A 23,346-nucleotide genomic window follows, 5' to 3' on the forward strand; every position below is an offset into this window, starting at 1 on the left:
ATGGTTGTTGAAGATAAGTCAAAAGATGAGGTGAATCCACTCCTTATAAGGATTCAGTATGTCATTAAGGAATTACAAACCCATTTGACTGCTCTTGCTTCATCAGAGAACGATACCCATCAACAAAAATATCACTGGAGCGTGTTATTCAGAGTGGGGGATTCCTTAGATGAAATGGCGTCATTAATTAAAAACACAACCCCTGTATTTATCCAAACAGATGTTGATTATATCAAACAACGACTGGTGTTATTTACACCCCATGTAGTTCAAACCTTTGGAAAAAGACAGTCCCTATATATTATCACGCCAAAATATCAAGAGCTTGCAGGGCTTTGGTGATTTTAGTTCATCAAAGCTGTATTTTTTTCAAGGTCTAAATCGTTGAAACTGTTAACGCCAAACTTATTTGCCCTGATCGGTTTTTTACTCCAAACTCATAGAAATTTCTAAAAGTGACATCTTAGGAATGGGAGAAGCATACATAAAATTTTCTGTTATGCACACTATAAATAAGTAAAGCTAAAAAAATAGGAGGAATGCATAATGAAACTAGCAGCACATGAACTTAATGATTTAAACGAATTAACAATGAGTTGTGTTAACTCCATTACGAATATGGCTTATATGTTACAACATGTACAAGACCAGGAATTTAAAAGCATTTTGGAGAGACATTTCCCATTTCACGTCCGAGACTATAATATGAAAGTAGAATTTCTTAATCAAACTGAGGGAGCAAAAAAGGAATTATCGCTTTTTAAAGAAGAGGGGCAGCTTAACGATTATACTAAGTCTACCGTCAGCCAATATCCACCAATTCAACCACGTACCATGGTTAACAATATGAATGATCGTGAAATGGCTACGGCTTATTTATTGACATTAAAACGGGCAGGACGGGAATATGCCTATTCCGCAATGGAAGCAGCAAATCCCGAACTGCGATCATTTTTACAAACTTGTTTTATGATGAGTTGCGCCCATGCGTATGATATGTGGCAGTATATGGTCAAAAAAGGATATTATCCTTTAGAACCTGCGGATCAAAATATGACAACAAAAATCGGATCCATGTACCAGGTAGTTCCAGAAAATCAACAGCACATTCAAAATTTTATAAACCAATATCAAAGTCCAACTAGTGGTTCCAGTGAGCAGCTATATCAATAAAAACGGGGATTTATTAAAAATATTTCAGCAGTTTTCGTATGCAATGCTTCGGATGTTATCCTGTTATTCATGTGCAGCCATTCTCATATAGATTTTCCCAATTAATATTTTTCTGGAAAAACTCAATCGGTGACATAAAAAATCCGTTTTGGCTGTCAATATATTTGACAGCCACTTTTATTATCAATTTTTGCCTATGTTTAAAATGTTTGGGCAAAATAATCCATGCGTATACCAAAGTAAATATTTGGAGGAGTGATAAATGAAGAAATTAGGATGGGTTATTGGGAGTATTCTATTTTTTGCCGTTGCAGGTTTTATTGCGTTTCGAATGATGGATTATAATTATGGCTATACACCTCAGAGTGATAAATTAGTATCATATAATCCAAATAATCGTAGTAGTTATGACTTATGGGGTGAGCATATCACTGATAAGCAGGCGGCAGAACTCCTAAAAACAGAGGAGGGCCGAAAAAAGCTATCAGCAAAGAATGGGGCAGTAAAAATTGATAAGGAACTTCTTGAGCTTGGTCGAAAAACCTTTTACGAAGAAACATTTGGTAATGAAGTTTTCTTAACTGATATTATGGGAATTATTGATGGTCCATTTACAATAGGTAAAGTAACAAAGGCCATAGCTTCCCTTAAAGGCAAAGGGACCAGTAACTTGCAGGTGGAACTCGCTAATGACATAAAAATAGGAAATAAATCTTATAAAAAGGGAGAAAAAATCGATACAGGAATTGATGTAGTAAAAGGTACCTATGTTCCCATGGGAATGCCTGTCAGCGTAAGCGATGGGAGAGTGAGAGTAGGGATTAGTTGCGCTGCCTGTCATGCAACGGTTGATCCCATTTCAAAAAAAGTCGTGGAAGGTGCTCCAAATAATGATTTTAATTTGGGGCTTTTGCTGGCATTAGCAACTAACTCGTCTGCTTATTTTACTCACGCTAATACGCAAAATTTAAAACAATTTATTATGGATATGGATCGTACCATTACAAATTCGGAAGGGAAAGTTGAAAGATTACCACACCCTGAAAAACTTGAAAAAGCAGTGGATGATATTTTTGCAAAATGGCCAAGAGGAAATTTTGATTCTACAATTGATTTAGTCAGTAATCCTGCACAGATACCGGATTCCTTTACGTTAAAAGATCATCCTTATGGTTGGAGCGGATTTGCCGCCGCGGGACCATTCAAAGGTTTAGCCGCCTTTAGTAACAATGTTCATGCCCAAAATGCAGACTCTTTATCTCAATCAGAACTAAGTAAGGATCTTTTTGGAGTTGATAAAGAGGTTTATTTGGGAACAATTTTACAAAATGCGGCAAATCCTAAATTTCGTTATGAGCCAGCGCTTAAAGAAAAACCATCCGAATTTTTTCGTGATGTTGACCCGACGCCAGATGCAGTTGGGATCAATCAAATTGTGGAACCACCACAATTTCCTAAAATTTCCTTTGTTGCTCCGGATGGGGTCATTGTGAGTAGTCCTAAGCATAAGTTTAATGAACAGAATAATGGAGTTGCCGCATGGCAAAACACTATTCAGCCTCCGAAGCCAAATGGAGAATTTGATCAAAATACTGTTTCTGCTGGTAGAAAAGTTTTTGAAAGAGCCAATTGTATGTCTTGCCATGCTGGAGATGCACTGACCAATAATAAGGTTATTTCTGTAAACAAAATTGGCACAGAAGCTACCAGAGCTAAATCATTTAAGAAAACAGAAAAAATATTTGGAGAATCAGCTTTATATTCACCTGATACGCCGATACCTTTACCAAAAAATCCAACTATTTTAAAAGTGCCAACTGATAAACTGGATCCGGAGCAAATTATGCTTGCGTTTGCCCGTGGAAATTCACCGGGGGGATATAAAGTCCCAAGTTTAATCGGTTTATACTGGACAGCCCCTTATCTCCATGATGGAGGTGTTTCGGTTGGGCCAGATTTAGAAAAAGAAATTGGCGTTCCTGGAACTTTGTTAAGTGGAAAACTACCCAACCCAGCCAATAGTTTAAAAGCTCTTGTGGATGGTGAATTAAGGAAAAAAGTTGTAGAAACTAATAAAAGTTCTAAAGATTTACAGCAAGTTCATGTAACCGGGGAGGGACATGAATTCTGGGTAGATGAGACAACTGGTTTCACTGAGCAAGAGCAGAATGTGTTAATCAAATATTTGTTATCTTTATCCTCAATTAATGATAAAGGGGAATAATATCAAAATAGGTGTTCTAAATTTCAATTCAGAGCACCTTATTTAGAAAAAAAAATTATTACTTCTTACAAGATATTTTTGCAATATTAAAAAAATAACCTTTTGTCTTTGAATTACTATTTTTGCAAAAACAGTTTTAAGGAATAGATTTATCTGTGAATTTTGGAAAATACCTCCTTTGATGTGCCATAAATATCTTTTTTACATGGGTGCTCGCAGTCTTCCGGGCAAACTTAAATGCAGAGTCTCAAGGGCGCCTTCAAGTAGTTAGATTATATGAGTCCACAACTGACCCGGGCGTGAGAGATATGCTGTCATTCTTAATTGCTAGAGATACGATGCACCAAAATCAATGGATGGCAGCAATTGAAGATATTGAGAAAATGCAAAAACCAATTGTTCCAAGCACTTTCCCGCAAGACTTGGAAAAACAGGAGGGGGAGGGATTTTTCAATTAAAAAAAATGTTAAATACCTTATAGGGCTATTTATTGTGTCTATAAGGAACGTGTTAAAGAAAGAAAAAATTATTACTTATCAATTTTATTCTTCTTTTGTTTGATTTTTTTATTTAAACCTAGTGGTACCTTGTGTTGTTCCCTCACCTCCTGATGACTAATTGTTATACGATATGATAATAGAGAGTAAACAGTGGTTATTCCCAAGCTGTAACGCCCCAATTTTACGGCAGATAGAACAGCAATATCAAAAGAACCATCAGGTCTTGTTAAACATGGTATTCTCCAAAATTGTGTTCATATACATATTGATGAATGGGCATTTTTTCTTTGATAAGGGGGGATTTTGAACCAACATATAACACGTATTACACAGATTTTAACCTAACTCCTTCTCTGATAATCCATTTGATTGATAAATCTAACGTTACGTATAATTTTAATAAAATATTTCATTCCTTATTCCTCCGAATTAATCAAAAATAAATACATCAATCCCCATGAATATTTGAAATTGAAAGTCATATATATTTAATGACATTAACGTCAACGTTAAATATGATGGAGGTGTTTAATGTGTGGCAACTTTGGCTCACTGGTTTGATTGGGATCTGGCTAGTCATTTCGCCTTGGGTGTACAGTTTCTCCAGTAATACAGGGGCAATGTGGAATAGTGTCATTTTTGGAATCATCGTCTTAATTCTTGCTATTTGGGCAGGTGCGGCTCAGAAAAACAGTAAATCCTAGTGGAGTTTACCCGGCCAACAGCAGGGGGGATTGGAAATCCCCTGCTGTTGCCTGCAAGGAAGGTCTATAGAGGCTACATGGAAATGGCGCTGAAATAGAAATAAGTTGATTCATAGGTACAAGATTTCAATAGTTCAGAGGAGCGGAAGAGCTATGGACTTCACAATCCGTAAGATATGTACCAAGATATTTACCGGCCCACCATGTGATGTCGAGGAACAAGCTAATGATTTTTTGCGTCAACTTGACCTATTGAATTATGTGGATGTTAAAGTGGCAAATTCGGACAATGGAACAATTACTGTCGTAATCGTATACAAGGTAGTCCAAAAACTTAATCATAATCTGACTTAGTTCCAACTGGATGGCTAATGTTATTGGTATAGTACAAATTCTGTGATAAAGGGTTGCTGAGCAACTCTTTTTTTATTTTGGCACAATTATTATTTTATCGGATAACCCAAAGAAGTAAAAAGCTCCTGTGAAGTGGAAAAAGTACGTCAGTTAATCTCACAAGATTCAGAAAATTATAAAAAGGGTATGTTATATTTATAAACATATCAGACAGGTAAGACAAGTTCAATGGAATTGAAGGGTGATGGTATTGGGGAAAAAGGTTAGCACTGTAGTAACTGAATACATCATCAAAGAAATAAAAAATGGCCATTATCAATTAGGCTGTAAATTGCCATCAGAAAGAGAGTTGATGCAGATTATCAATGCTGGCAGATCCTCTGTAAGGGAAGCACTAAATACATTGGCGGATTTGGGCGTTCTAGAAAAAAGAATGGGAATAGGAGTTTTTGTAAAAAAAACAGATTTAACTACTTTAGTAGACTCCTTTGTCGTATCCGCCCTACTGGATACTAAAATTTCAAATGATTTACTGGAATTCAGGCTGATTTTAGAAGTGGAGGCAGCCGGAATAGCCGCTTTAAAAGCGACAGAAAAAGAATTGGCCTCAATGGAAGAAGCAATAGCTATTCATCTTGAAGCAATTGAACAGAATAAACCAACGCTTGAAGCAGATGAATTGTTTCATAAGGCCATTGTCTTAGCCACACAGAACAAAATAATCCAAAAGGTATATCACCAATTGTCAGATTTACTTTACTCCTTTAGAAACAATTTATTAAAAGTGGAAAGCAAACAAAAGAGTTTGCAATACCACAAGGATATATATAAAGCAATCAAAGAGGGGGATAAAGATGAGGCCAAGTCCATAATGAAAGAGCACATTCTAGAGGTAACTGAAAGGTATATGCATATAAACGACTTTCAAAAAACAACGGCTGAGAATACATAAGTGAGAGTGAATAGAAGTTTATCAGGGAGTAAAATTACATTCATTTTTGATAGAAAGGCAGGCCACTAAATTGAAGAATATAAAAATATTTTTATTGCTGCTTGTTTTTTCCGTTTTTACTGTCGCATGTTCATCAAAATCAGAGAGTGGAGCATCGTCTGAGGAAAAGGCGGGTTCTGAGTCTTCTGTTAAGAAAACTGATAACACATTGATCATTGGTCTAGATGACGATCCTCCACAATTGGATCCGCATCGTTCTTCAGCGGCAGTAGACCGGCAAGTTTTCCATAGTTTATTCAACACGTTGATTGATATTGATGAAAATCTGGAATTTGTACCAGAACTAGCGAAAGAATGGACTATTTCGGAGGATGAATTGACTTACACCTTAAAATTGCAAGAAGGAGTTCAGTTCCAGGATGGAACACCTTTTAACGCGGAAGCGGTAAAGTTCAATTTTGATCGTATGCTTGATCCCAATTTTAGCTCTCCAAGATTATCAGAAATCAATTTGGTATCAGCAGTCAATGTTATTGATGAGTATACGGTAGAAATTGTTTTATCTAAACCATATGCCCCCTTCCTGGCTAACTTAACTGATAGAGCAGGAATGATGGTTTCTCCAACGGCAGTGAAAAAGCTAGGCGATAATTTTGCCAATCAGCCCGTTGGGACAGGTCCCTATAAATTTGTTGAGCGTGTCCCACAAAGCCATATTAAACTGACCCGATTTGATGGATATTGGGGAGAGAAGCCTTCTGTAGAAAATGTTGAATTCAGGCCATTCTCTGATTCCACCGTTCGTATTACCAATCTGGTGTCAGGGGACTTAGATTTGGTAAACAAAGTAGCATTCAAAGATATTGATAAATTAAAGAAGGATCCCAACATTAAATTAATGGAAAAAGATGCATTAGGCTTCCAAGGCATTCATTTAAACACATCCGTTGAACCATTTAATAATAAAGCTGTTCGTCAAGCGGTAAATCTGGCGATTGATCGAGAAGCCATAGCAGAGGTAGTTTTTCACAATGGTGCAGTACCGTCTGTCAGTCCGTTTGCTCCTATGAGTTGGGCTGCCCCTGATTTCAAACAGCCTAAGGCAGATGTGAAAAAAGCAAAACAGATTTTAGCAGATGCTGGCTTGAAAAATATCAGCTTTACACTAAAGCTGAGCCCAAGTCCAGAAGAAGAACAAATGGCTCAAATGATTCAATCGATGCTAAAACAAGTAGGTATTGATATGAAAATTGAAATGGTTGAATTCGGGGCATTGCTTGACCAGTTAGATTCAGGAGATTTTCAAGCTGTCCGTAACGGCTGGAGCGGACGGATTGATCCGGACGGTAATACGTATCGATTCTTCTATTCCGGCGCATCGAATAACTATACTAGATATTCAAATCCTGAAGTGGACACGTTATTGGATAAGGCACGGACAATTGGTGACCAGAAACAACGCGCCGAAATGTATAAAGAGGTTTCTGATATTCTTTGGGACGATGCTCCATATATCTTCATTTACCATGAAATTGATTATAAAGCGATGAAAAGCTATGTGAAAGGGTTCAAACATATTCCAGATACGATGATACGTACAGACTCCATTTCTTTTGAGTAAGCATTCAGACGGAAGGGGCTGTCCAAAAAGCAAAGGGGTCAGACCCCATAATGGACAACCCCTTCTATATAAAATTTACACATCGGGGGTGTAGGCGGTGGTTTCCTTTATTCTTAAAAGGATGGGCCTAATGTTTATCATTCTTTTCTTGGTTAGTGTCATCATTTTTTCATTAGTGAACGTATTGCCGGGGGATCCTGCTTTGCTCATTTTAGGCCAAGAAGCTTCACCCGAGGCAGTAGAAACCTTGAGACAAGAAATGGGGTTGAACGATCCATTATACGTTCAATATTTTCGATGGGTTACAGATGTTCTACATGGAGATCTGGGAAATTCTTATGTGGATAATACAGCTGTAACGGAGATATTAATGCAAAAGATTCCAGTCACCTTGGAATTGACCGTTATTTCGTTTTTAATTGCTTTTTTCATTTCAATACCAGCAGGAATTATTAGCGCAAGCCGTAAAGGGACTTTATTGGATTACACGAGTACTTTGTTTGCTCTATCTGGAGTTTCCATTCCCCCATTCTTTCTGGGAATATTGCTTATCTTTATTTTTGCAATTGGGTTAGGGTGGTTCGCTCCTTCCGGATATGTGCCATTTGCACAAGATCCTGTACAAAGTTTACTCCTGATGATTTTGCCTGCGGTTACCGTAGGAATCCGATTATCAGCAGAATTAACCAGAATGCTTCGATCAAGTTTACTTGAGGTTCTTCAATCAGATTATATTCGGACTGGATATGCAAAAGGCTTACGTGAAAGAGGCGTTATTTTTGGCCACGCTTTAAGAAACGCTCTTATACCTGTAATAACAGTAAGCGGCTTACAAGTGGGCACATTCTTAGGCGGAGCTGTCATTACGGAAACGATATTTGCTGTCCCTGGATTAGGGCAGCTTGTCGTGAATTCGATTTTGACACGTGATTTTCCTGTAGTGCAGGGAGCCGTTATGTTTATGGCTTTTGCCGTCGTCTTTATCAATTTTGTCGTCGATTTGCTTTATTCTTTCTTAGATCCACGGATTAAATTAGCAGGGGGAACTAAATAATGGAGCTAATCAAAGTTGGAGGAATTCAAAAGGAAAAGGCCATTAGTCCTCGCAAAACAATGTTTAAAACAATGATGAAACGTTTTTTTCAAAACAAACTTGCTGTTGTGGCAGGAATCTTTATCGTAATTTTAATTTTTATGGCACTATTTGCTCCTGTTATTGCTCCTCATGATCCTAGTGAGCAGGATTATTCCAAAATACTGAAGGCACCCAGTGCGGAGCATTGGTTCGGAACAGATGAAATCGGCCGTGATATTTTCAGCCGGGTGATTTTTGGGGCAAGGGTTTCACTTCAGGCCGGCCTTATTTCCGTAGGAATTGCACTTTCCATTGGGATTCCAGTGGGATTGATTTCAGGTTTTTATCGCGGAGCCGTCGATGAAATCATCATGAGGATTACAGATGCGCTTCTTTCCTTTCCATCCCTTGTGCTTGCACTAGCTTTAGCTGCTGTTTTGGGAGCCGGATTGGAGAATGCGATGATGGCCATTGGCATTGTTTTAACGCCGAACTTTATTCGCTTAATTCGTGCGGAAGTATTGGCTCACCGGGAAAGGGAATATGTGGAGGCAGCAAAGGCATCTGGTTTACGAGATTGGAGAGTCATCTTAATTCATATTTTCCCCAATACATTAGCCCCAATCATGGTGCAAGCAACACTCGCCATCGCTTCAGCGATCATTTCTGAAGCCTCATTAAGTTATCTTGGTCTTGGAACTCAGCCTCCTACACCGAGCTGGGGAGCCATGTTGTCAGCTGGCCAGGGATATCTGTCAGACGCGCCTTGGATCGCTATTTGCCCAGGTATATTTATTTTTCTAACGGTTATTTCTATCAACTTGTTTGGTGATGGTGTACGGGATATGCTCGATCCAAAATTAAAATAGCTATTAATCTAGTTAAAATTGGATCATTTGTTTCCACTGATTGTTCATTGTAGATCCTCTGGAAAGCTGGTGAATGAAGTGAGCGAAAAAAGTAATTTAGACGTGAAAAACTTGCATGTTGGGTTTCAAACTAAAAAATCTGTGATCAAGATATTAAATGGGATCGACTTTTCCGTTAAGAAAGGAGAGACTCTTTGTATTGTTGGAGAATCTGGCTGTGGAAAAAGTTTAACCTCCTTATCGATTATGGGGCTGCTCCCGAAAACGGGGAATATCACAGCAGGGGAAATTCTTTTTGATGGAAAGGATTTAGCAAAATTGAACCAAAAGCAATTGAGTTCGATTCGCGGAAATGAGATATCGATGATTTTTCAGGAGCCTATGACCTCTTTAAATCCAGTTCATCGGATTGGGAAACAAATTACCGAATCGATTCGCTTGCATCAAAAGGTAAGAAAGAAAGAGGCAGAAGAGAGAGCGATTGAAATGTTAAGGCTTGTCGGAATTCCCTCCCCAGAAAAGAGAATTCATCAATACCCTCATGAACTGAGCGGCGGAATGAGGCAGAGAGTCATGATTGCGATGGCTTTATCTTGTAAACCAAAGCTGCTTATTGCGGATGAGCCTACAACTGCATTGGATGTGACCATTCAAGCTCAAATATTAGAATTAATAAACAAGTTAAAACAAGAAATGGAAATGTCTATTGTCATGATCACCCATGATTTGGGTGTTGTTTCAGAAATTGCTGATAGTGTCCTTGTCATGTATGCAGGAGAGGTAGTGGAGTATAGCGATGTAAAATCATTATTTAGGAATCCGCAGCACCCCTATACAAAAGGCTTAATTGAGTCCATTCCAAAAATGGATGTAGAGATGGCAGAACTTCCTGTGATTAAAGGATCTGTACCTGACCCTATGGAAATGCCAACAGGGTGCCGTTTTTCAACCAGATGCCCTTATGCACAAGCGGCTTGTTTTTATGAAGTTCCTCCCATGGAGGAAAGCGAGGATTCTCACCAGGTACGCTGCTGGATGTATTCCGAACGCTGGGAAACGATTGAAAGGGAGGGAATTCTAGATGATTGCAGCAGAGAAACAGCAGCCTCAAGAGAACTTATTGGAGGTTAATTCATTAAAGAAGTATTTCCCGGTTGGCGGAGGAGGTCTTTTTAGCAAGGAAAACCATTATGTGAAGGCCGTTGATGACATCTCCTTTGCCATCAAAAAAGGGGAAACATTAGGGATTGTCGGTGAATCTGGCTGCGGAAAATCTACGATGGGGAGAGTCATCCTTCATCTGCAAGCGGCGACTGAGGGAGAAGTTTTGTTTGAAGGCAAGGAAATAAGTCAATTTAATAAAAATGAATTAAGAAAGCTCCGCAAGGATATCCAGATTATTTTTCAAGATCCGTTTGGTTCACTGAATCCAAGGCTGACGGTTGGCGCGATGTTAAGTGAAATTGTCCGTGTTCACAAAATAGTTCCCAAGAAGGATGAGCTTCGCTACGTTCAGAATCTGCTGCAGGATGTAGGATTGAATCCTGAACATTTTTGGCGTTATCCCCATGAATTCAGCGGCGGCCAAAGGCAGAGGATCAGTATCGCTCGAGCACTTGCGGTACGCCCTAAATTAATTGTATGTGACGAAGCCGTATCTGCTTTGGATGTCTCTGTTCAGGCCCAAGTTCTAAATTTGCTGCAAAAATTGAAAAATAAATATCAATTAACCTATATTTTTATTTCTCACGACCTATCCGTTGTTAAACATATTAGTGACCGTGTCGGTGTGATGTATTTAGGGAAATTAGTGGAATTGGCAGATAAGCGGGAAATCTACAAAAGTCCGCGGCATCCTTATACACAAGCATTATTCTCAGCCATTCCGGATGTTTCAAGCGAAAAAAAGAAAGAAAGAATCATCCTGACAGGAGATGTGCCGAGCCCGTTAAACATTCCTTCTGGCTGTCGCTTCCATACTAGGTGTCCTCTGGCTAGTGATATATGTAAGTCTGAGGTGCCAGAGTTTAGGGAAAAGGACGGGCATCGAGTTGCATGCCACTTCGCATAAAAAAGATTTATCTTGCGGGACTGTCATATGAATCATGAAGGAGGAGTCATCATTGTATTTATTAGAATGTTCAACACCAATCTATGATTTTAGTAAAAATCATGAGCCTAAGCTAAGGGTCAATCTGCTAGGTAGTCGATCCATTGCTTACTGCCCGGTTCTTGCTGCCAAAATGGGTATTAGAAAAACACAACATCGATATTTTTAAAAAATAAAAGTTTGTCGACTAAGGGGTGAGATGGTTTTCTAGTATTAGGAAAGGAAAAATAGATAGTTAAGAGATTACAAAAAAGGGAGGATGGATTTATGCCCAACGATCGTTTTTTGTATCATCCCTATCCGTCGCAACGGATGACTGCATTTGCACAAAAAGGAATGGTCACTACATCGCAGCCGCTAGCTGCTCAAGCAGGGATAGAAATTATGAAGAAAGGCGGCAACGCTATTGATGCTGCCATTGCAACCGCTGCAGTTCTAACCGTTGTCGAACCTACCTCAAATGGCATAGGGAGTGATGCTTTTGCCCTTGTTTGGACAAAAGGGGAGTTGTTTGGATTAAACTCAAGTGGCCGTTCCCCAAAAAATATATCCATTGAAGGGGTCAAAGAACGGGGCCATAACAAAATGCCCACTTATGGCTGGATTCCTGTGACTGTCCCAGGGGCGCCAGGAGCTTGGGCTGAATTATCAAGACGGTTTGGGAAACTGCCGTTAACGGAAGTATTGAAACCTGCCATTGAGTATGCAGAACAGGGTTATCCAGTAAGCCCAACAGTAGGGAAGTTGTGGAAAAGAGCCTTTGAAAATTATAAAAAAGTTTTAATAGGGGAGGAGTTTGCTAACTGGTTTCAAACATTTGCCCCTGGAGGGAAACCGCCGGAGATTGGGGAAGTGTGGCGCTCGCCGGATCATGCCAAAACATTGCGGGCTATTTCAGAAACCAATGCTGAAGCTTTTTACCATGGCGATTTGGCTGATAAAATAGCAGCTAGCTCTAAACAGTTTAATGGATTTTTGACCAAAGATGATTTAGCAAATTTTAAACCGGAATGGGTTCAGCCGATTAAAGTGAATTATCGCGGTTATGATGTTTGGGAAATTCCTCCAAATGGACAAGGGATAGTGGCGTTACTGGCTCTTAATCTCTTAAAAGGGTACGACTTTTCAATGGGAGATGATATTAATCGCTGCCATAAACAAATTGAAGCCATGAAGCTTGCATTTGCCGATGGAAAAAAATATGTAACAGAACCTTCAAAAATGACGGTCAAAGTGGATGAGCTTCTATCAGAACAGTATGCAGCGGAACGAAGGCAGTTAATAGGAAAGACTGCAAGGACCCCAGAACCAGGAACCCCTCCAAACGGAGGAACCGTCTACTTAGCAGCTGCTGACAATGAAGGGAACATGGTTTCATTTATTCAAAGTAACTATATGGGCTTCGGATCCGGAATTGTTGTTCCGGAGACTGGAATCTCACTACAAAATCGCGGGCACGATTTTTCATTGAATCCTGATCATGATAACCGTTTAGAAGGCGGCAAGCGAACGTATCATACGATTATTCCAGGCTTTTTAACCAAAGAAAATGAAGCGGTTGGGCCTTTTGGGGTTATGGGCGGATATATGCAGCCTCAAGGCCATGTGCAAGTGATGATGAATACCATTGATTTTCATTTAAATCCCCAAGCAGCACTTGATGCCCCAAGATGGAAATGGGTTTCAGGGAAAAAGGTGGAAGTGGAGCCTGGTTTTCCAAATCAAATTGCCCAAGCATTGGAACGGAGGGGCCATGAAATTGAAGTGGCGCTTGATTCCACAGGATTTGGACGTGGGCAAATTATTTGGAGAGATCCCAAAACCGGTGTCCTGCAAGGAGGAACTGAACCAAGGGCAGATGGAGTCGTTGCAATATGGTAATGGGGTATCTCCACACAGTTCCGCCAATCTAGTAGGTTCGAAGATTGTTTAGAATTCCTTACTTACACAGAGTTTATATCTTTTTGCGCCAGCCATAGGAGTTGGCGTTTTTTTGGTGGTTAGTTAAGAGAACAAGAATTATTTAGATAATCTAGAACTGGCAAATGAATTACGCGAAAAATTAGAAAAAACATATCCTGGTATTTGCAGAGCTGTTATCCTTAAAACCTATAATCAGGGGAACGGTGTATATAATCAGGATATTTCAAAAAAATGCCATGTTGCTGGAAGTTCGCGGAGTGGATAATACGTTGGAAGAACTTGAAAGGACGATAGATGCATTTTCTGATGCATTAGCCGAACATTTTTGGGAATCCAGCGAAACAAAAGAGGTGAATGGGAATGGCTAAATTTTTCCCCGCTTCAATAAAATGGCTAGTGTTTACGCTATTCAGCAGTATATTAGCTTATTTTCTTACTGGCATTTCTACATTAACTATATCTGTATTGGTTACGGGCCTCATGTTTTCAATCGCATATTTTTATAGAAACCATCTTTAGTTCAAATGTAGAAGGCTGTTATTAAGTTGTGATTTAAAGGAAATGGTGAAAAAGTGCCGAATAAGTAAATGGAGTGCCTTTTAAAAACGGTCAGATAAAAGTGAGGAAATGATTATAAATCGGAGCCGTCATGATTGCGGCTTTTTTTGTTTTATGTGGCGGCTGAAGAAGGCGCGTGAGATTAACATCTACATAAAAAAACGCTGTAGTATATAATGGTACATATATTCAAGCAGTTAAAATTAGATTAATAAAACCGTACAATAACTAATTTCAAGAAATTCCAATATTTCTGCCAAAACACCAAGTATAGGATGTGTACCATGACTTATACCACTGAACGCACACGCCGCCAAATCATTCAGAGTTTTATGCATGTTCTGCAAACAAAACGGTTCTCTTCCATTACCGTTCAAGATATATGTGATGATGCGTTAATTCATCGTACGACGTTTTATCGTTATTATGAAGATAAATATAGCCTGCTAAGAGATTTTATTTATCATCTATCAGAAGAACTTATTAAATTGAATAAGACTTCCAATACAGACGCATTTAGATTATTGGTCGATTATGTGGAAGAGAATATCGTGTTATTTGAAAATACATTGCTAGGATCTGATGGACATATATTTTTCAAAAGCATGGTGAAAATTGCAAGTGATATTTTACGTGAGCACTCAATTACAGAGAATGATCCCGTTTCAAACAAAATCAATCAATCTAAGTATCCGGATGTCATGTGCGAGCTATATGCAACATCAATTATGACGATTTTACAGAATTGGATTAGTAAAGAATATAATTACCAGAAAGATGAGCTATTTGAAATCTTTAATCAAGTGATGTTTGGATAATACAAATTAGTAAAAGTGTATTATTTTAATACACTTGTTCTATTTTGCTTTTTGAACCCTTACGTATCCCCTGTTATAGTGTCTTATGTGTAAGGATTTCTTTGATGTTTTTGTTCCTTCCGGGAGAAAACCAACAAAAAAAATAACATTGTAAAGAAATGAACAGGGAGGATACAAGGTGATAAAAATAATAAAAGGCCGTTGGGCCATCTTTTCAATATGGTTGATTGCTGCCATATTGCTTACAGCTATTCAGCCGGACATCAATGCCATTCTAAGGCAAAAAGGCCAGCAAGGAACAGGGGATGACAGCCCTTCGGTTATAGCAGACAATATCCTAAAAAAGATGGACACGACTAAAGGCACCAACAATATCATCGTTATTTATGATCAAGATAAAATCTCAAACGATGAAATGGACAAAATCGGCGATGCCGTAAAGGAAATTAGCGACAGCAGCAAAGAGCTGGGCATTGCCAATCTGATTGATCCCTTTAGTATGCCCGATGCGAAAAGTTCTTTAGTTTCCAAAGATGGAACCACCATAATGGTGGGCTTTAAGCTTGATAAAAAAGGCAGAGAAGTAGATGACATTCAAAAGGAACTGGACAAGAAGCTTAGTAAAGTGCCTGTAGAATATTATCTGAGCGGGGAAGAATTTATTAATAACGATTACCTAAAGGCGTCTGTTGCAGGAGTTGAGAAGAGTGCTGCATTGACAGTAGTCTTTATTTTAGTTGTGCTTATCATCGCATTTAGGTCAGTCGTGACCCCTTTTGTTTCCCTAGTGGCAGTTGCCTTTTCTTATCTAGTATCGATGGGAATTGCCGCTCAATTAATTGACAAAGCAGGTTTCCCAATAACTAGCCTTACCCAAATGCTTCTGGTCCTTATTCTATTTGGGATTGGGACGGATTATAACATTCTATTGTTTAATCGGTTTAGGGAAGAACTGTCCCATGGACACTCGATTGATGACGCAATCGTAAACACCTATAAAACGGCTGGCAAAACGATTGCATACAGCATACTCACAGTATTTATTGCTTTCTTGGCTCTTGTTTTTGCAGAATCGCCAATTTATAAATCCGGTGTCGTTGTCGCAATTGGTGTAACCGTATTATTGCTGGAAATTTTGACCTTAACCCCGTTTATTATGAAAGTGCTGGGGAAAAAACTCTTCTGGCCTTCGAAAAGTATCATTGGGCATAAGGAAAACAAGTACTGGGGCAAAACGTCCACCTTCGCAACAAAGCGTCCGATTCTTACAGTGGTCGTGATCCTGTTAATCTTGGGCCCAATGGTGTATCTGCACGAGCAAAAGCTTAATTTTGATACCGTTGGAGAGCTGGGCAATAAATACCCGTCTTCAAAAGGTTTTAATATCATTGCGGATCATTTTGGCAAAGGCCAGGCCATGCCTGCCACGGTTGTGATCGAAACGAATAAAGTGTTAAATAATAATGAATCAATGACCGTCATTGATAACGTAACAGAAGGACTGAAAACGATTGAAGGTGTGAAGCAGGTTTCTTCGGTCACTCAGCCTCAAGGTGAGCAAATTGATGATTTTTATATCAGCAATCAAATGGGGTCTGTGACCGATGGAGTTTCACAAACTCAAAATGGTGTCGACCAAATAAATGATGGTTTGAAACAGGCTCAAGAAAAGCTGGGAGCAGCTGATTTTTCACAGGTTGGCCAAATGGTGGACGGTACAGCCAAGCTCCAAGAAGGCATGGATGCCTTGACAAACGGATTGAAGCAAATACAGGATGGGATCGATGATGGAACGAGCAATTCACAGACGATAAGTAATGGAATTGCAGCCATCGAAACCAATCTTGCAACAATGAGCAGCGGTGTATCTTTGTTAACGGATAATTATGGGAAGATGCAGACTGGTTATGCAGAAATGGGTGCCCATTACCAGTCCGCAGCACAGGCTATCTTAGGAGTAAAAAGTGCGCTTTCGCAAATGCAATCCATGGTGACATCTCTAGGAACTAGTTATTCAAATGTCAATAGTGATGAGAATTACCTTGGGTTAAAGCAAACGATTGATCAGTTAGTTTCATCTTTAAGTCAAATTACCCCTGAAGGTATTGAAGAATTAAACCAAAATTATAATGCGGCAACTGTTGGTTTTGCTGAGGCAAATAGAAATCTTGCCAGCATGGGCAGCGGATTGTCCCAAATGGCAGCAGGATTAAAACAGCTTGAAAGCGGCCTTGGCCAAGCCTCTTCAGGAATAGGTACCATCGTTACCAATATGAACAGCGTTACCGATGGCCTTGGCCAGATGAAAACAGGTCAGCAGCAGCTTGCGGACGGTCTCAATGGCTTCAGTGTATTTGGCCAAAAGCTATCAGAAATAAACGGCGGATTACAGCAAATTTCCGATGGACTTGGTCAAACAAATGGATTCTTAACACAGTACAAAACAAATAAAACTTTCTTTATTCCGAAGGAAGCATTGGCGGACAAGAATTTTGAAAAATCATTGGATACGTTTATGTCCAAAGATAGAAAAATTACCAAGATCATGATTGTGCTAAAAGATGATCCTTATTCTAAGGAAGCGTTAAGTACCATCAATAAAATTAACGCGGCTGTCTCCAGTGGCCTTAAAGGCACAACTCTTTCGGATGCCAAGTTTGGCACATCTGGACCAAGCGCCACAACGAAAGATATGAATGACATATTGAGCCGGGACCTTAATAGAGCGACCACCATCGTCATTATAAGTGTCTTGCTCGTCCTGTTCTTTGTCATCAGATCTTTCTGGACACCAGTTTTTATTACAGCATCCCTTTTAGGGGCTTACTATGCAGCAATGTTCATCATAAACTATATTTTCTTAGATTTGCTGGGGCTTGAAGGAATTTCCTCCTTCGTTCCATTCTTCTCCTTTATCATTATTGTTGCCTTGGGAGTTGACTATAGCATATTCTTGATGATGCGGTTTAAGGAATATCCGCATATGCCACAGAAAGAGGCCATTGTGCTGGCGTCAAAGCATATAGGCGGTGTCATCATTGCAGCGGTCATCATCCTTGGGGGCACCTTTGCTACACTTATGCCTTCTGGTATGTTACTTTTAGCTGAATTGGCTATAGCAGTTATTACAGGTTTAGTCGTACTGTGCTTTATATTGCTTCCGCTCTTTTTGCCGGCAATGATTGCTTTGCCAAGCGCCGTTGCCAATTTACTTTCTAAAAAAGGGAAAGAAGAAATAAGTAAAGAAAGAAAGGCAATATAAGCATTTTCTGTTGAGCATATCAACAGCTTGGGGGGGCAGCAGCCCCTTTTTTTATTTTCATCTAGTTTAATTCTTATGAAAAAAAAGTTAACCGTTATTGATTTTATATATCATCCCTTTTATTTATGCCATAATGGAATAAATGGAATCCTTCCGAACAAAACTAACAAGGGAAACAACACTTGAGGGGTGAAAAGGGATGACACAGCTGACCACAAAGGAACTGGCTTATATCGAGGATGAAATTCGTGCGGAAGAGATCACGGCAAAGGCGTTAAACTGGTTTGCCTCACAGTGCAACGACCAGGAACTCCGAAAAAAAATGGAACAAATGGCGGAGAGCCATCAATTAAAAATTGTGGATCTGTCTCAGTATTTTAACCGGACCCATCATGTTCAATAAATGGTAAAGAGGTGTAACATATGCCAAATAATATAGAAGGCCGCGGCCTGACTGACCGGGAAATGCTGCAGCTATGCTTGGAACTGGAGAAGGCGCGATGCCGCAGCATATCCAATACAATGCTCGAAACCACTCATCAAGGTCTGCGGGAAATTTATCAAAAATGTTTTGATCAAGCAAACCAAAATCAATTTGAGCTTTTTGAAACGATGAATAGCAGAGGCTGGTATGAGACAGAGCTTGCCACAATCGAACAGATTGGCAAGGTACAAGAACTTATGCAAAATAACCTGCATCCGGATGATCATTTTTAATCTAGAACTAATTTGGCAGCCTTTTATTGGCGTACATTTGAATGTACGCCTTTTCCTTTTGTGGCAACCAGCCATTGAATCATGAATTTTTTTTGGAAAATCCTAATTGTAGAGACCTGGGAATATTTCTATTATAATATAATAAATACAGGAATGAATTTTATGAGGTGAAGATTATGCAGCTTACAATAGATCAATCGAACAAAAGTGTTCCAGCACCATATTCACGAACAAACCCGTTTCACGCGAAAGTTCTCAAAAATATAAATTTAAATGGAAATGGATCTAATAAAGAAACAAGACATATTGAGTTATCTTTAAAAGGCTCTGGACTGGTGTATGCTCCTGGCGATGCCTTGGGGGTTGTCCCGCAGAATGATCCAGAACTTGTGGATGCCCTTTTGGAGGAAATGCATTGGGATCCAGAGACAGCTGTTACGATTAACAAACAAGGGGATACGCTCCCATTAAAGGAATCGCTCTTAGCCTACTTCGAAATAACTTTATTGACGAAAAAGATCATGCAGCAGGCTGCGGGATTCACGGAAAACGCTGAGTTGCAAAATTTAGTGCTGAATGAAAATGTTGGTCAGCTAAAGGAATATATTGAAGGCAGAGATTTGCTAGATCTGTTGCGTGACTTTGGACCGTGGAATGCAACCGCACAAGACATTGTTTCGTTGTTAAGAAAAATGCCTCCAAGGCTGTATTCGATTGCTAGCAGCTTGACCGCTAATCCCGAGGAAGTCCACCTAACAATTGGGGCGGTACGCTACACATCTTACGGACGTGAACGAAAAGGAGTTTGTTCCGTTTTATGTGCAGAACGTGTTCAGGAAGGTGATACTCTTCCTGTCTTTATTCAGCCAAACAAACACTTCCGTTTAACGGAGTCACAAGATAAAGACATCATTATGGTCGGACCAGGCACAGGGATTGCGCCATTCCGTTCCTTTATCGAAGAACGCGCCGTAACCAATGCAACTGGACGTACTTGGTTATTTTTTGGAGACCAGCATTCAGCAACGGATTTCCTTTATCGAGATGAGTTGGAAAACTACCAAAAAGAAGGGGTTCTGACAAGATTGGACACAGCTTTTTCGCGGGATACAGCGGAAAAGGTATATGTGCAGCATAAAATGCTGGAAAACAGTAAAGAATTGTTTGCTTGGTTAGAAAATGGCTCTTACTTCTATGTGTGTGGTGATAAGCTGCATATGGCGAAAGATGTTCACAACACACTTATTGATGTAATTGAAAAAGAAGGCAGCATGACACGTGAAGAGGCTGAAGCATACCTAAACACAATGAAGGAGCAAGGTCGTTATCAGCGTGATGTGTATTAAAGTTATGAATGGCACCAGATAAAATCTATCTTAAGAGTGGCTTTTTCCGGTATTTTTCGGTCAAAAAGTCACTTTTTTTAATTAATTTTTTTGCAATGGTTAAGTGATGATTAATGGTATGGGTTTAATAATAAATTTTTTATTGAAATGCAAGATTGCCCATCCACTTTTGCTGATTTTACATATCCTGTTAGTACAGTGAGAAAGGAGGCGGCGAATATGGCAGATGGTGCATATGGAGCAGGTTTTGCTTTAATTGTTGTGTTGTTTATTCTGCTTATCATCGTAGGAGCGGCTTTCGTTGGCGGAGCGTTTTATTAAAAGGTAAATAGATATATGATTGGAAGGAGGAATAAACATGTATGGTTTTGGATACCCAGGCTTTGGTTATGGGGGATATGGTTACGGAGGTTTTGGGTACGGCGGCGGTTTTGCGTTAATCGTTGTATTATTTATTCTCTTAATCATCGTAGGAGCAGTTTGCTTCTATTAAGATCAATATAGTTTGCAATTCCCAAAATAACGATGGCAGCAATGAGGAGAAAGCCTATATCAGGCTTTTTCTTTTTTTATTCCTTCTTATAATTCTGCCATTCGCCCAAACATAAGCACAAAAAAGGAATAGGATAAAGCAAATATTTGGAGGAGGTGTAAAAATGTCTAATAAAAAAAGCAAAGTTATCCATGTCGATCATCTAATTATTCATGCAAAAAATGTTGAAATTATTGATCCGGAAAATGTTAAAATCAATCGGGGCGGGCATGAGGAACCAACCATGGAAGAAACGTTTCCTAGAAGAGACCCATGGGGCTTTTTTTGGGGGCCGCCGCCAGGAGCAGCAGAACGTGAACAGGAAAGACAAAGCTTGGAATCATCCGAACAAAGACATGAACATGACGGTGATGATCAAGATTAATAAAGCCTTGTATCGATGACATTGCAGCATATGTAATGTCTTTTTTTCTTCTCTTAATAAAATGGAACCATCAGCACAGCTTTCAGCGTACAAATTCCCCGTTTTTTTTAGATAGATTGCATACAAAAAGTCCTGGTACTTTAATTTGCGGTGATTAGTGATTTCTGCCTATAGTCATACAAATGAAAATCTTTTTCCTGTGTATTTCGATTCATTTTGTCGGAGTGTTGAAGGAAGTAATTGCCTTTTGAGAGAATAATAGATTTTTAATAATTCTGTCAAAGGGGGGTTCTTTCATGAAAAAGGCAGCAAAATTGTTACTGGCTTCTGTACTAACAGCTTCTTTATTTGCTGTCCCTGCGGGGAATTTTTCCAAGAAGGATGTCAAGGTTTATGCAGAAACAGTGACAAATCCAGAAGTATCGCAAGCATTATTTGAAAATGCCGCAAAAGAATTTGGGGTGCCAGTCAATGTCCTGATGGCTGTTTCCTACAATGAATCACGCTGGGAACAGCATGAGGGACAAAGTGAAATGGGTGGATATGGGGTCATGAATTTGCTGGATAGTGACCATGCACGAAACGCAAAAGGGGATGAGACAGTCTCATCTGCCGAATTGAAGGAACAGCCTGTAGACATGCTTGATCATGCAGCTCAAATTCTAAATCTGGATTCGAGTTTGCTAAAAAATGATCCGGAACAAAATATTCGCGGTGGAGCTGCCTTGCTTGCTGAATACGCCAAGCAAACAACTGGAGGGCTTTCATCAAATGCTGCAGATTGGTATGGGGCAGTTGTCAAATACAGTGGTTCCGATATAGAAGAAACAGCAGCGGAATTTGCTGAGGCAGTATACCAAACCATCCAATACGGTAAGGAAAAAACGGTGCAAAACGGTGATAAACTGATTTTAAAAGCGGAGCCAATTGTTCCTAATAAAGATACGGCCAAAAATATTCCTTTGAGAAATGCGAAATTCACGAATGCCGATTGTCCTAATGGATTGGAATGTACATATATTCCAGCTGCCTATAAACAATTTTCAAGCAGTATAACGAATTACGGAAATTATGATATTGCCAGCCGTCCTCAGGATGGGCTGGATATTCGTTATATCGTTATCCATGATATTGAAGGAAGCGTACAGTCAGCCATTAGCACCTTCCTAGGAAATTCCTTTGTAAGTGCCCATTACATCGTTTCAAAAACTGGTGAGGTCACGGAAATGGTTCGTCCTAATGATGTTCCATGGCATGCAGGCAACTGGTATTTTAATATGCACTCGATTGGGATTGAACATGAAGGATTTGCAACGGAAGGAGCGGACTGGTACAGCGAGCAAATGTACCGTTCCACTGCCAAACTTGTAAAATACTTATCTGAAAGATATAACATTCCAATAGACAGGCAGCATATTCTTGGGCATGATGAAGTCCCAGGGCTGACCGTGGCTAAGCAGCGGAGCATGCACTGGGATCCGGGTGCATACTGGAACTGGTCCCATTTCTTTAATTTGCTCGGAGAATCCATCAATCCTAGCTACGGGAAAAACAGCTCTATTGTCACAATCCGTCCGAATTATAACACGAATATCGAAAGTTATACGTACGGTAACAGAGCGCTTGAAGCACTCTCTTCCAGCTTCGTTCAGTTACGAACGGCGCCTGATTTTAGTGCCCCATTCATCGGCGATCCGATTCTTCAAAGTAACGGGGCAGCCGGAACGATGAGTATCAATGATTGGAGCAATAAAGCGGCTGTCGGTCAGAGCTATGTGAAAGCAGATCAACAGGGAGATTGGACCGCCATCTTCTTTGGCGGGAATAAAGCTTGGTTCTACAATCCTCATGATAAAAACACCATACCTGGTGATGGAATTATCATTAGACCAAAAGAAGGGGCTGCTTCAATTCCAGTTTACGGGGCAGCTTACCCGGAAGATTCCGCCTATGAAGGAACGGGAATTGCAGACTCTGCACGTGGAAAAGCGGATGTATTATATCAATTGCCTGAAGGACAAATGTATGTTGCGACAGGACCTATCAAGGCAGACTATTATCATGCCAAATATTTCAATGATCCATTGACGAACAAGGTTGTCGAAGGGACGGAAGAATACTACCAAATTACGTTTAACCACCGTGTTGGGTTTGTGAAGAAAAGTGATGTGGAGGTTGTAAAGCCATAAACAAAAGAAGGGAATACCTTTTCAGACTGGTATT

Annotated in this window: 19 protein-coding genes and 3 pseudogenes; all 22 read left to right on the plus strand. The window is 39.6% G+C overall.

From position 1 onward, the window contains the following. Complete coding sequence (locus NFS43_RS09530; RefSeq protein WP_251551430.1) at positions 1–342, plus strand: hypothetical protein; 342 nt, start codon at positions 1–3, stop codon at positions 340–342. A gap of 204 nt (positions 343–546) precedes the next feature. Beyond that, positions 547–1,173, plus strand: coding sequence for a spore coat protein (locus NFS43_RS09535; RefSeq protein WP_251551431.1), 627 nt, complete (start codon positions 547–549; stop codon positions 1,171–1,173). A 262-nt stretch (positions 1,174–1,435) separates the two neighbouring features. Continuing rightward, positions 1,436–3,397 carry a cytochrome c family protein gene (locus NFS43_RS09540; protein ID WP_251551432.1) on the plus strand — a complete coding sequence of 654 codons (1,962 nt, stop codon included), beginning with the start codon at positions 1,436–1,438 and terminating at the stop codon, positions 3,395–3,397. Positions 3,398–3,606: 209 nt separating this feature from the next. Then, positions 3,607–3,834 (plus strand): annotated as a pseudogene (locus NFS43_RS09545) (manganese catalase family protein); the annotation flags it as partial. Positions 3,835–4,388: 554 nt separating this feature from the next. Beyond that, the gene (locus NFS43_RS09550; protein WP_420910316.1) at positions 4,389–4,601 is read left to right on the plus strand and encodes an SPW repeat protein; all 213 of its coding nucleotides are present in this window, start codon (positions 4,389–4,391) and stop codon (positions 4,599–4,601) included. Positions 4,602–5,199: 598 nt separating this feature from the next. Further along, positions 5,200–5,907 (plus strand): FadR/GntR family transcriptional regulator, encoded by a 708-nt coding sequence (locus NFS43_RS09555; RefSeq protein ID WP_251551434.1) that lies wholly within the window; start codon positions 5,200–5,202, stop codon positions 5,905–5,907. A 70-nt stretch (positions 5,908–5,977) separates the two neighbouring features. After that, complete coding sequence (locus NFS43_RS09560) at positions 5,978–7,528, plus strand: ABC transporter substrate-binding protein (RefSeq protein WP_251551435.1); 1,551 nt, start codon at positions 5,978–5,980, stop codon at positions 7,526–7,528. A 97-nt stretch (positions 7,529–7,625) separates the two neighbouring features. Beyond that, positions 7,626–8,582 (plus strand): nickel ABC transporter permease, encoded by a 957-nt coding sequence (gene nikB / locus NFS43_RS09565; protein WP_277613920.1) that lies wholly within the window; start codon positions 7,626–7,628, stop codon positions 8,580–8,582. Next, positions 8,582–9,472, plus strand: coding sequence for a nickel transporter permease (nikC, locus tag NFS43_RS09570; RefSeq protein ID WP_251551437.1), 891 nt, complete (start codon positions 8,582–8,584; stop codon positions 9,470–9,472). Before nikB ends, nikC begins: the two co-directional genes overlap by 1 nt. A 78-nt stretch (positions 9,473–9,550) precedes the next feature. Further along, positions 9,551–10,603 (plus strand): ABC transporter ATP-binding protein, encoded by a 1,053-nt coding sequence (locus NFS43_RS09575; RefSeq protein ID WP_277613921.1) that lies wholly within the window; start codon positions 9,551–9,553, stop codon positions 10,601–10,603. Continuing rightward, positions 10,554–11,543 carry an ABC transporter ATP-binding protein gene (locus NFS43_RS09580; RefSeq protein WP_251551438.1) on the plus strand — a complete coding sequence of 330 codons (990 nt, stop codon included), beginning with the start codon at positions 10,554–10,556 and terminating at the stop codon, positions 11,541–11,543. Before NFS43_RS09575 ends, NFS43_RS09580 begins: the two co-directional genes overlap by 50 nt. A 306-nt stretch (positions 11,544–11,849) precedes the next feature. Next, the gene (locus tag NFS43_RS09585; protein WP_251551439.1) at positions 11,850–13,463 is read left to right on the plus strand and encodes a gamma-glutamyltransferase family protein; all 1,614 of its coding nucleotides are present in this window, start codon (positions 11,850–11,852) and stop codon (positions 13,461–13,463) included. A 139-nt stretch (positions 13,464–13,602) separates the two neighbouring features. Then, positions 13,603–13,770 (plus strand): annotated as a pseudogene (locus NFS43_RS24600) (stage II sporulation protein P); the annotation flags it as partial. Between the two features lie 577 nt (positions 13,771–14,347). Continuing rightward, positions 14,348–14,881, plus strand: coding sequence for a TetR/AcrR family transcriptional regulator (locus tag NFS43_RS09595; RefSeq protein WP_251551440.1), 534 nt, complete (start codon positions 14,348–14,350; stop codon positions 14,879–14,881). A 178-nt stretch (positions 14,882–15,059) separates the two neighbouring features. Next, a complete protein-coding gene (locus NFS43_RS09600; RefSeq protein WP_251551441.1) occupies positions 15,060–18,143 on the plus strand; it encodes an MMPL family transporter in 3,084 nt (1,027 codons plus the stop codon). A 199-nt stretch (positions 18,144–18,342) separates the two neighbouring features. Continuing rightward, positions 18,343–18,546, plus strand: a complete 204-nt coding sequence (locus NFS43_RS09605) for a hypothetical protein (RefSeq protein WP_251551442.1) — start codon at positions 18,343–18,345, stop codon at positions 18,544–18,546. A gap of 20 nt (positions 18,547–18,566) precedes the next feature. Then, positions 18,567–18,860, plus strand: coding sequence for a spore coat protein (locus tag NFS43_RS09610; protein WP_251551443.1), 294 nt, complete (start codon positions 18,567–18,569; stop codon positions 18,858–18,860). A gap of 137 nt (positions 18,861–18,997) precedes the next feature. Then, positions 18,998–20,206 (plus strand): annotated as a pseudogene (locus NFS43_RS09615) (sulfite reductase subunit alpha); the annotation flags it as partial. A 219-nt stretch (positions 20,207–20,425) separates the two neighbouring features. After that, entirely contained in the window at positions 20,426–20,527 is a 102-nt protein-coding gene (locus NFS43_RS09620) for a YjcZ family sporulation protein (protein ID WP_251551445.1), read from the plus strand. A gap of 37 nt (positions 20,528–20,564) precedes the next feature. After that, positions 20,565–20,699: a YjcZ family sporulation protein gene (locus NFS43_RS09625; protein WP_251551446.1), complete on the plus strand. Its 135-nt coding sequence runs from the start codon at positions 20,565–20,567 to the stop codon at positions 20,697–20,699. Positions 20,700–20,862: 163 nt separating this feature from the next. Further along, positions 20,863–21,123: a hypothetical protein gene (locus tag NFS43_RS09630; protein ID WP_251551447.1), complete on the plus strand. Its 261-nt coding sequence runs from the start codon at positions 20,863–20,865 to the stop codon at positions 21,121–21,123. Positions 21,124–21,419: 296 nt separating this feature from the next. Next, entirely contained in the window at positions 21,420–23,312 is a 1,893-nt protein-coding gene (locus tag NFS43_RS09635; RefSeq protein WP_251551448.1) for an N-acetylmuramoyl-L-alanine amidase, read from the plus strand. Positions 23,313–23,346: the final 34 nt, after the last annotated feature.

It is taken from the genome of Neobacillus muris (assembly GCF_943193175.1).
Classification (GTDB): domain Bacteria; phylum Bacillota; class Bacilli; order Bacillales; family Cytobacillaceae; genus Neobacillus; species Neobacillus muris.

Coding starts and splice junctions, on each gene's coding strand:
- NFS43_RS09555 (WP_251551434.1), top strand. CDS start 5,200: ATGGTATTGGGGAAAAAGGTTAGCACTGTAGTAACTGAATACATCATC.
- nikC (WP_251551437.1), top strand. CDS start 8,582: ATGGAGCTAATCAAAGTTGGAGGAATTCAAAAGGAAAAGGCCATTAGT.
- NFS43_RS09605 (WP_251551442.1), top strand. CDS start 18,343: ATGACACAGCTGACCACAAAGGAACTGGCTTATATCGAGGATGAAATT.
- NFS43_RS09585 (WP_251551439.1), top strand. CDS start 11,850: ATGCCCAACGATCGTTTTTTGTATCATCCCTATCCGTCGCAACGGATG.
- NFS43_RS09550 (WP_420910316.1), top strand. CDS start 4,389: ATGACATTAACGTCAACGTTAAATATGATGGAGGTGTTTAATGTGTGG.
- NFS43_RS09535 (WP_251551431.1), top strand. CDS start 547: ATGAAACTAGCAGCACATGAACTTAATGATTTAAACGAATTAACAATG.
- NFS43_RS09595 (WP_251551440.1), top strand. CDS start 14,348: ATGACTTATACCACTGAACGCACACGCCGCCAAATCATTCAGAGTTTT.
- NFS43_RS09625 (WP_251551446.1), top strand. CDS start 20,565: ATGTATGGTTTTGGATACCCAGGCTTTGGTTATGGGGGATATGGTTAC.
- NFS43_RS09530 (WP_251551430.1), top strand. CDS start 1: ATGGTTGTTGAAGATAAGTCAAAAGATGAGGTGAATCCACTCCTTATA.
- NFS43_RS09580 (WP_251551438.1), top strand. CDS start 10,554: ATGATTGCAGCAGAGAAACAGCAGCCTCAAGAGAACTTATTGGAGGTT.
- NFS43_RS09630 (WP_251551447.1), top strand. CDS start 20,863: ATGTCTAATAAAAAAAGCAAAGTTATCCATGTCGATCATCTAATTATT.
- NFS43_RS09620 (WP_251551445.1), top strand. CDS start 20,426: ATGGCAGATGGTGCATATGGAGCAGGTTTTGCTTTAATTGTTGTGTTG.
- NFS43_RS09540 (WP_251551432.1), top strand. CDS start 1,436: ATGAAGAAATTAGGATGGGTTATTGGGAGTATTCTATTTTTTGCCGTT.
- NFS43_RS09610 (WP_251551443.1), top strand. CDS start 18,567: ATGCCAAATAATATAGAAGGCCGCGGCCTGACTGACCGGGAAATGCTG.
- NFS43_RS09635 (WP_251551448.1), top strand. CDS start 21,420: ATGAAAAAGGCAGCAAAATTGTTACTGGCTTCTGTACTAACAGCTTCT.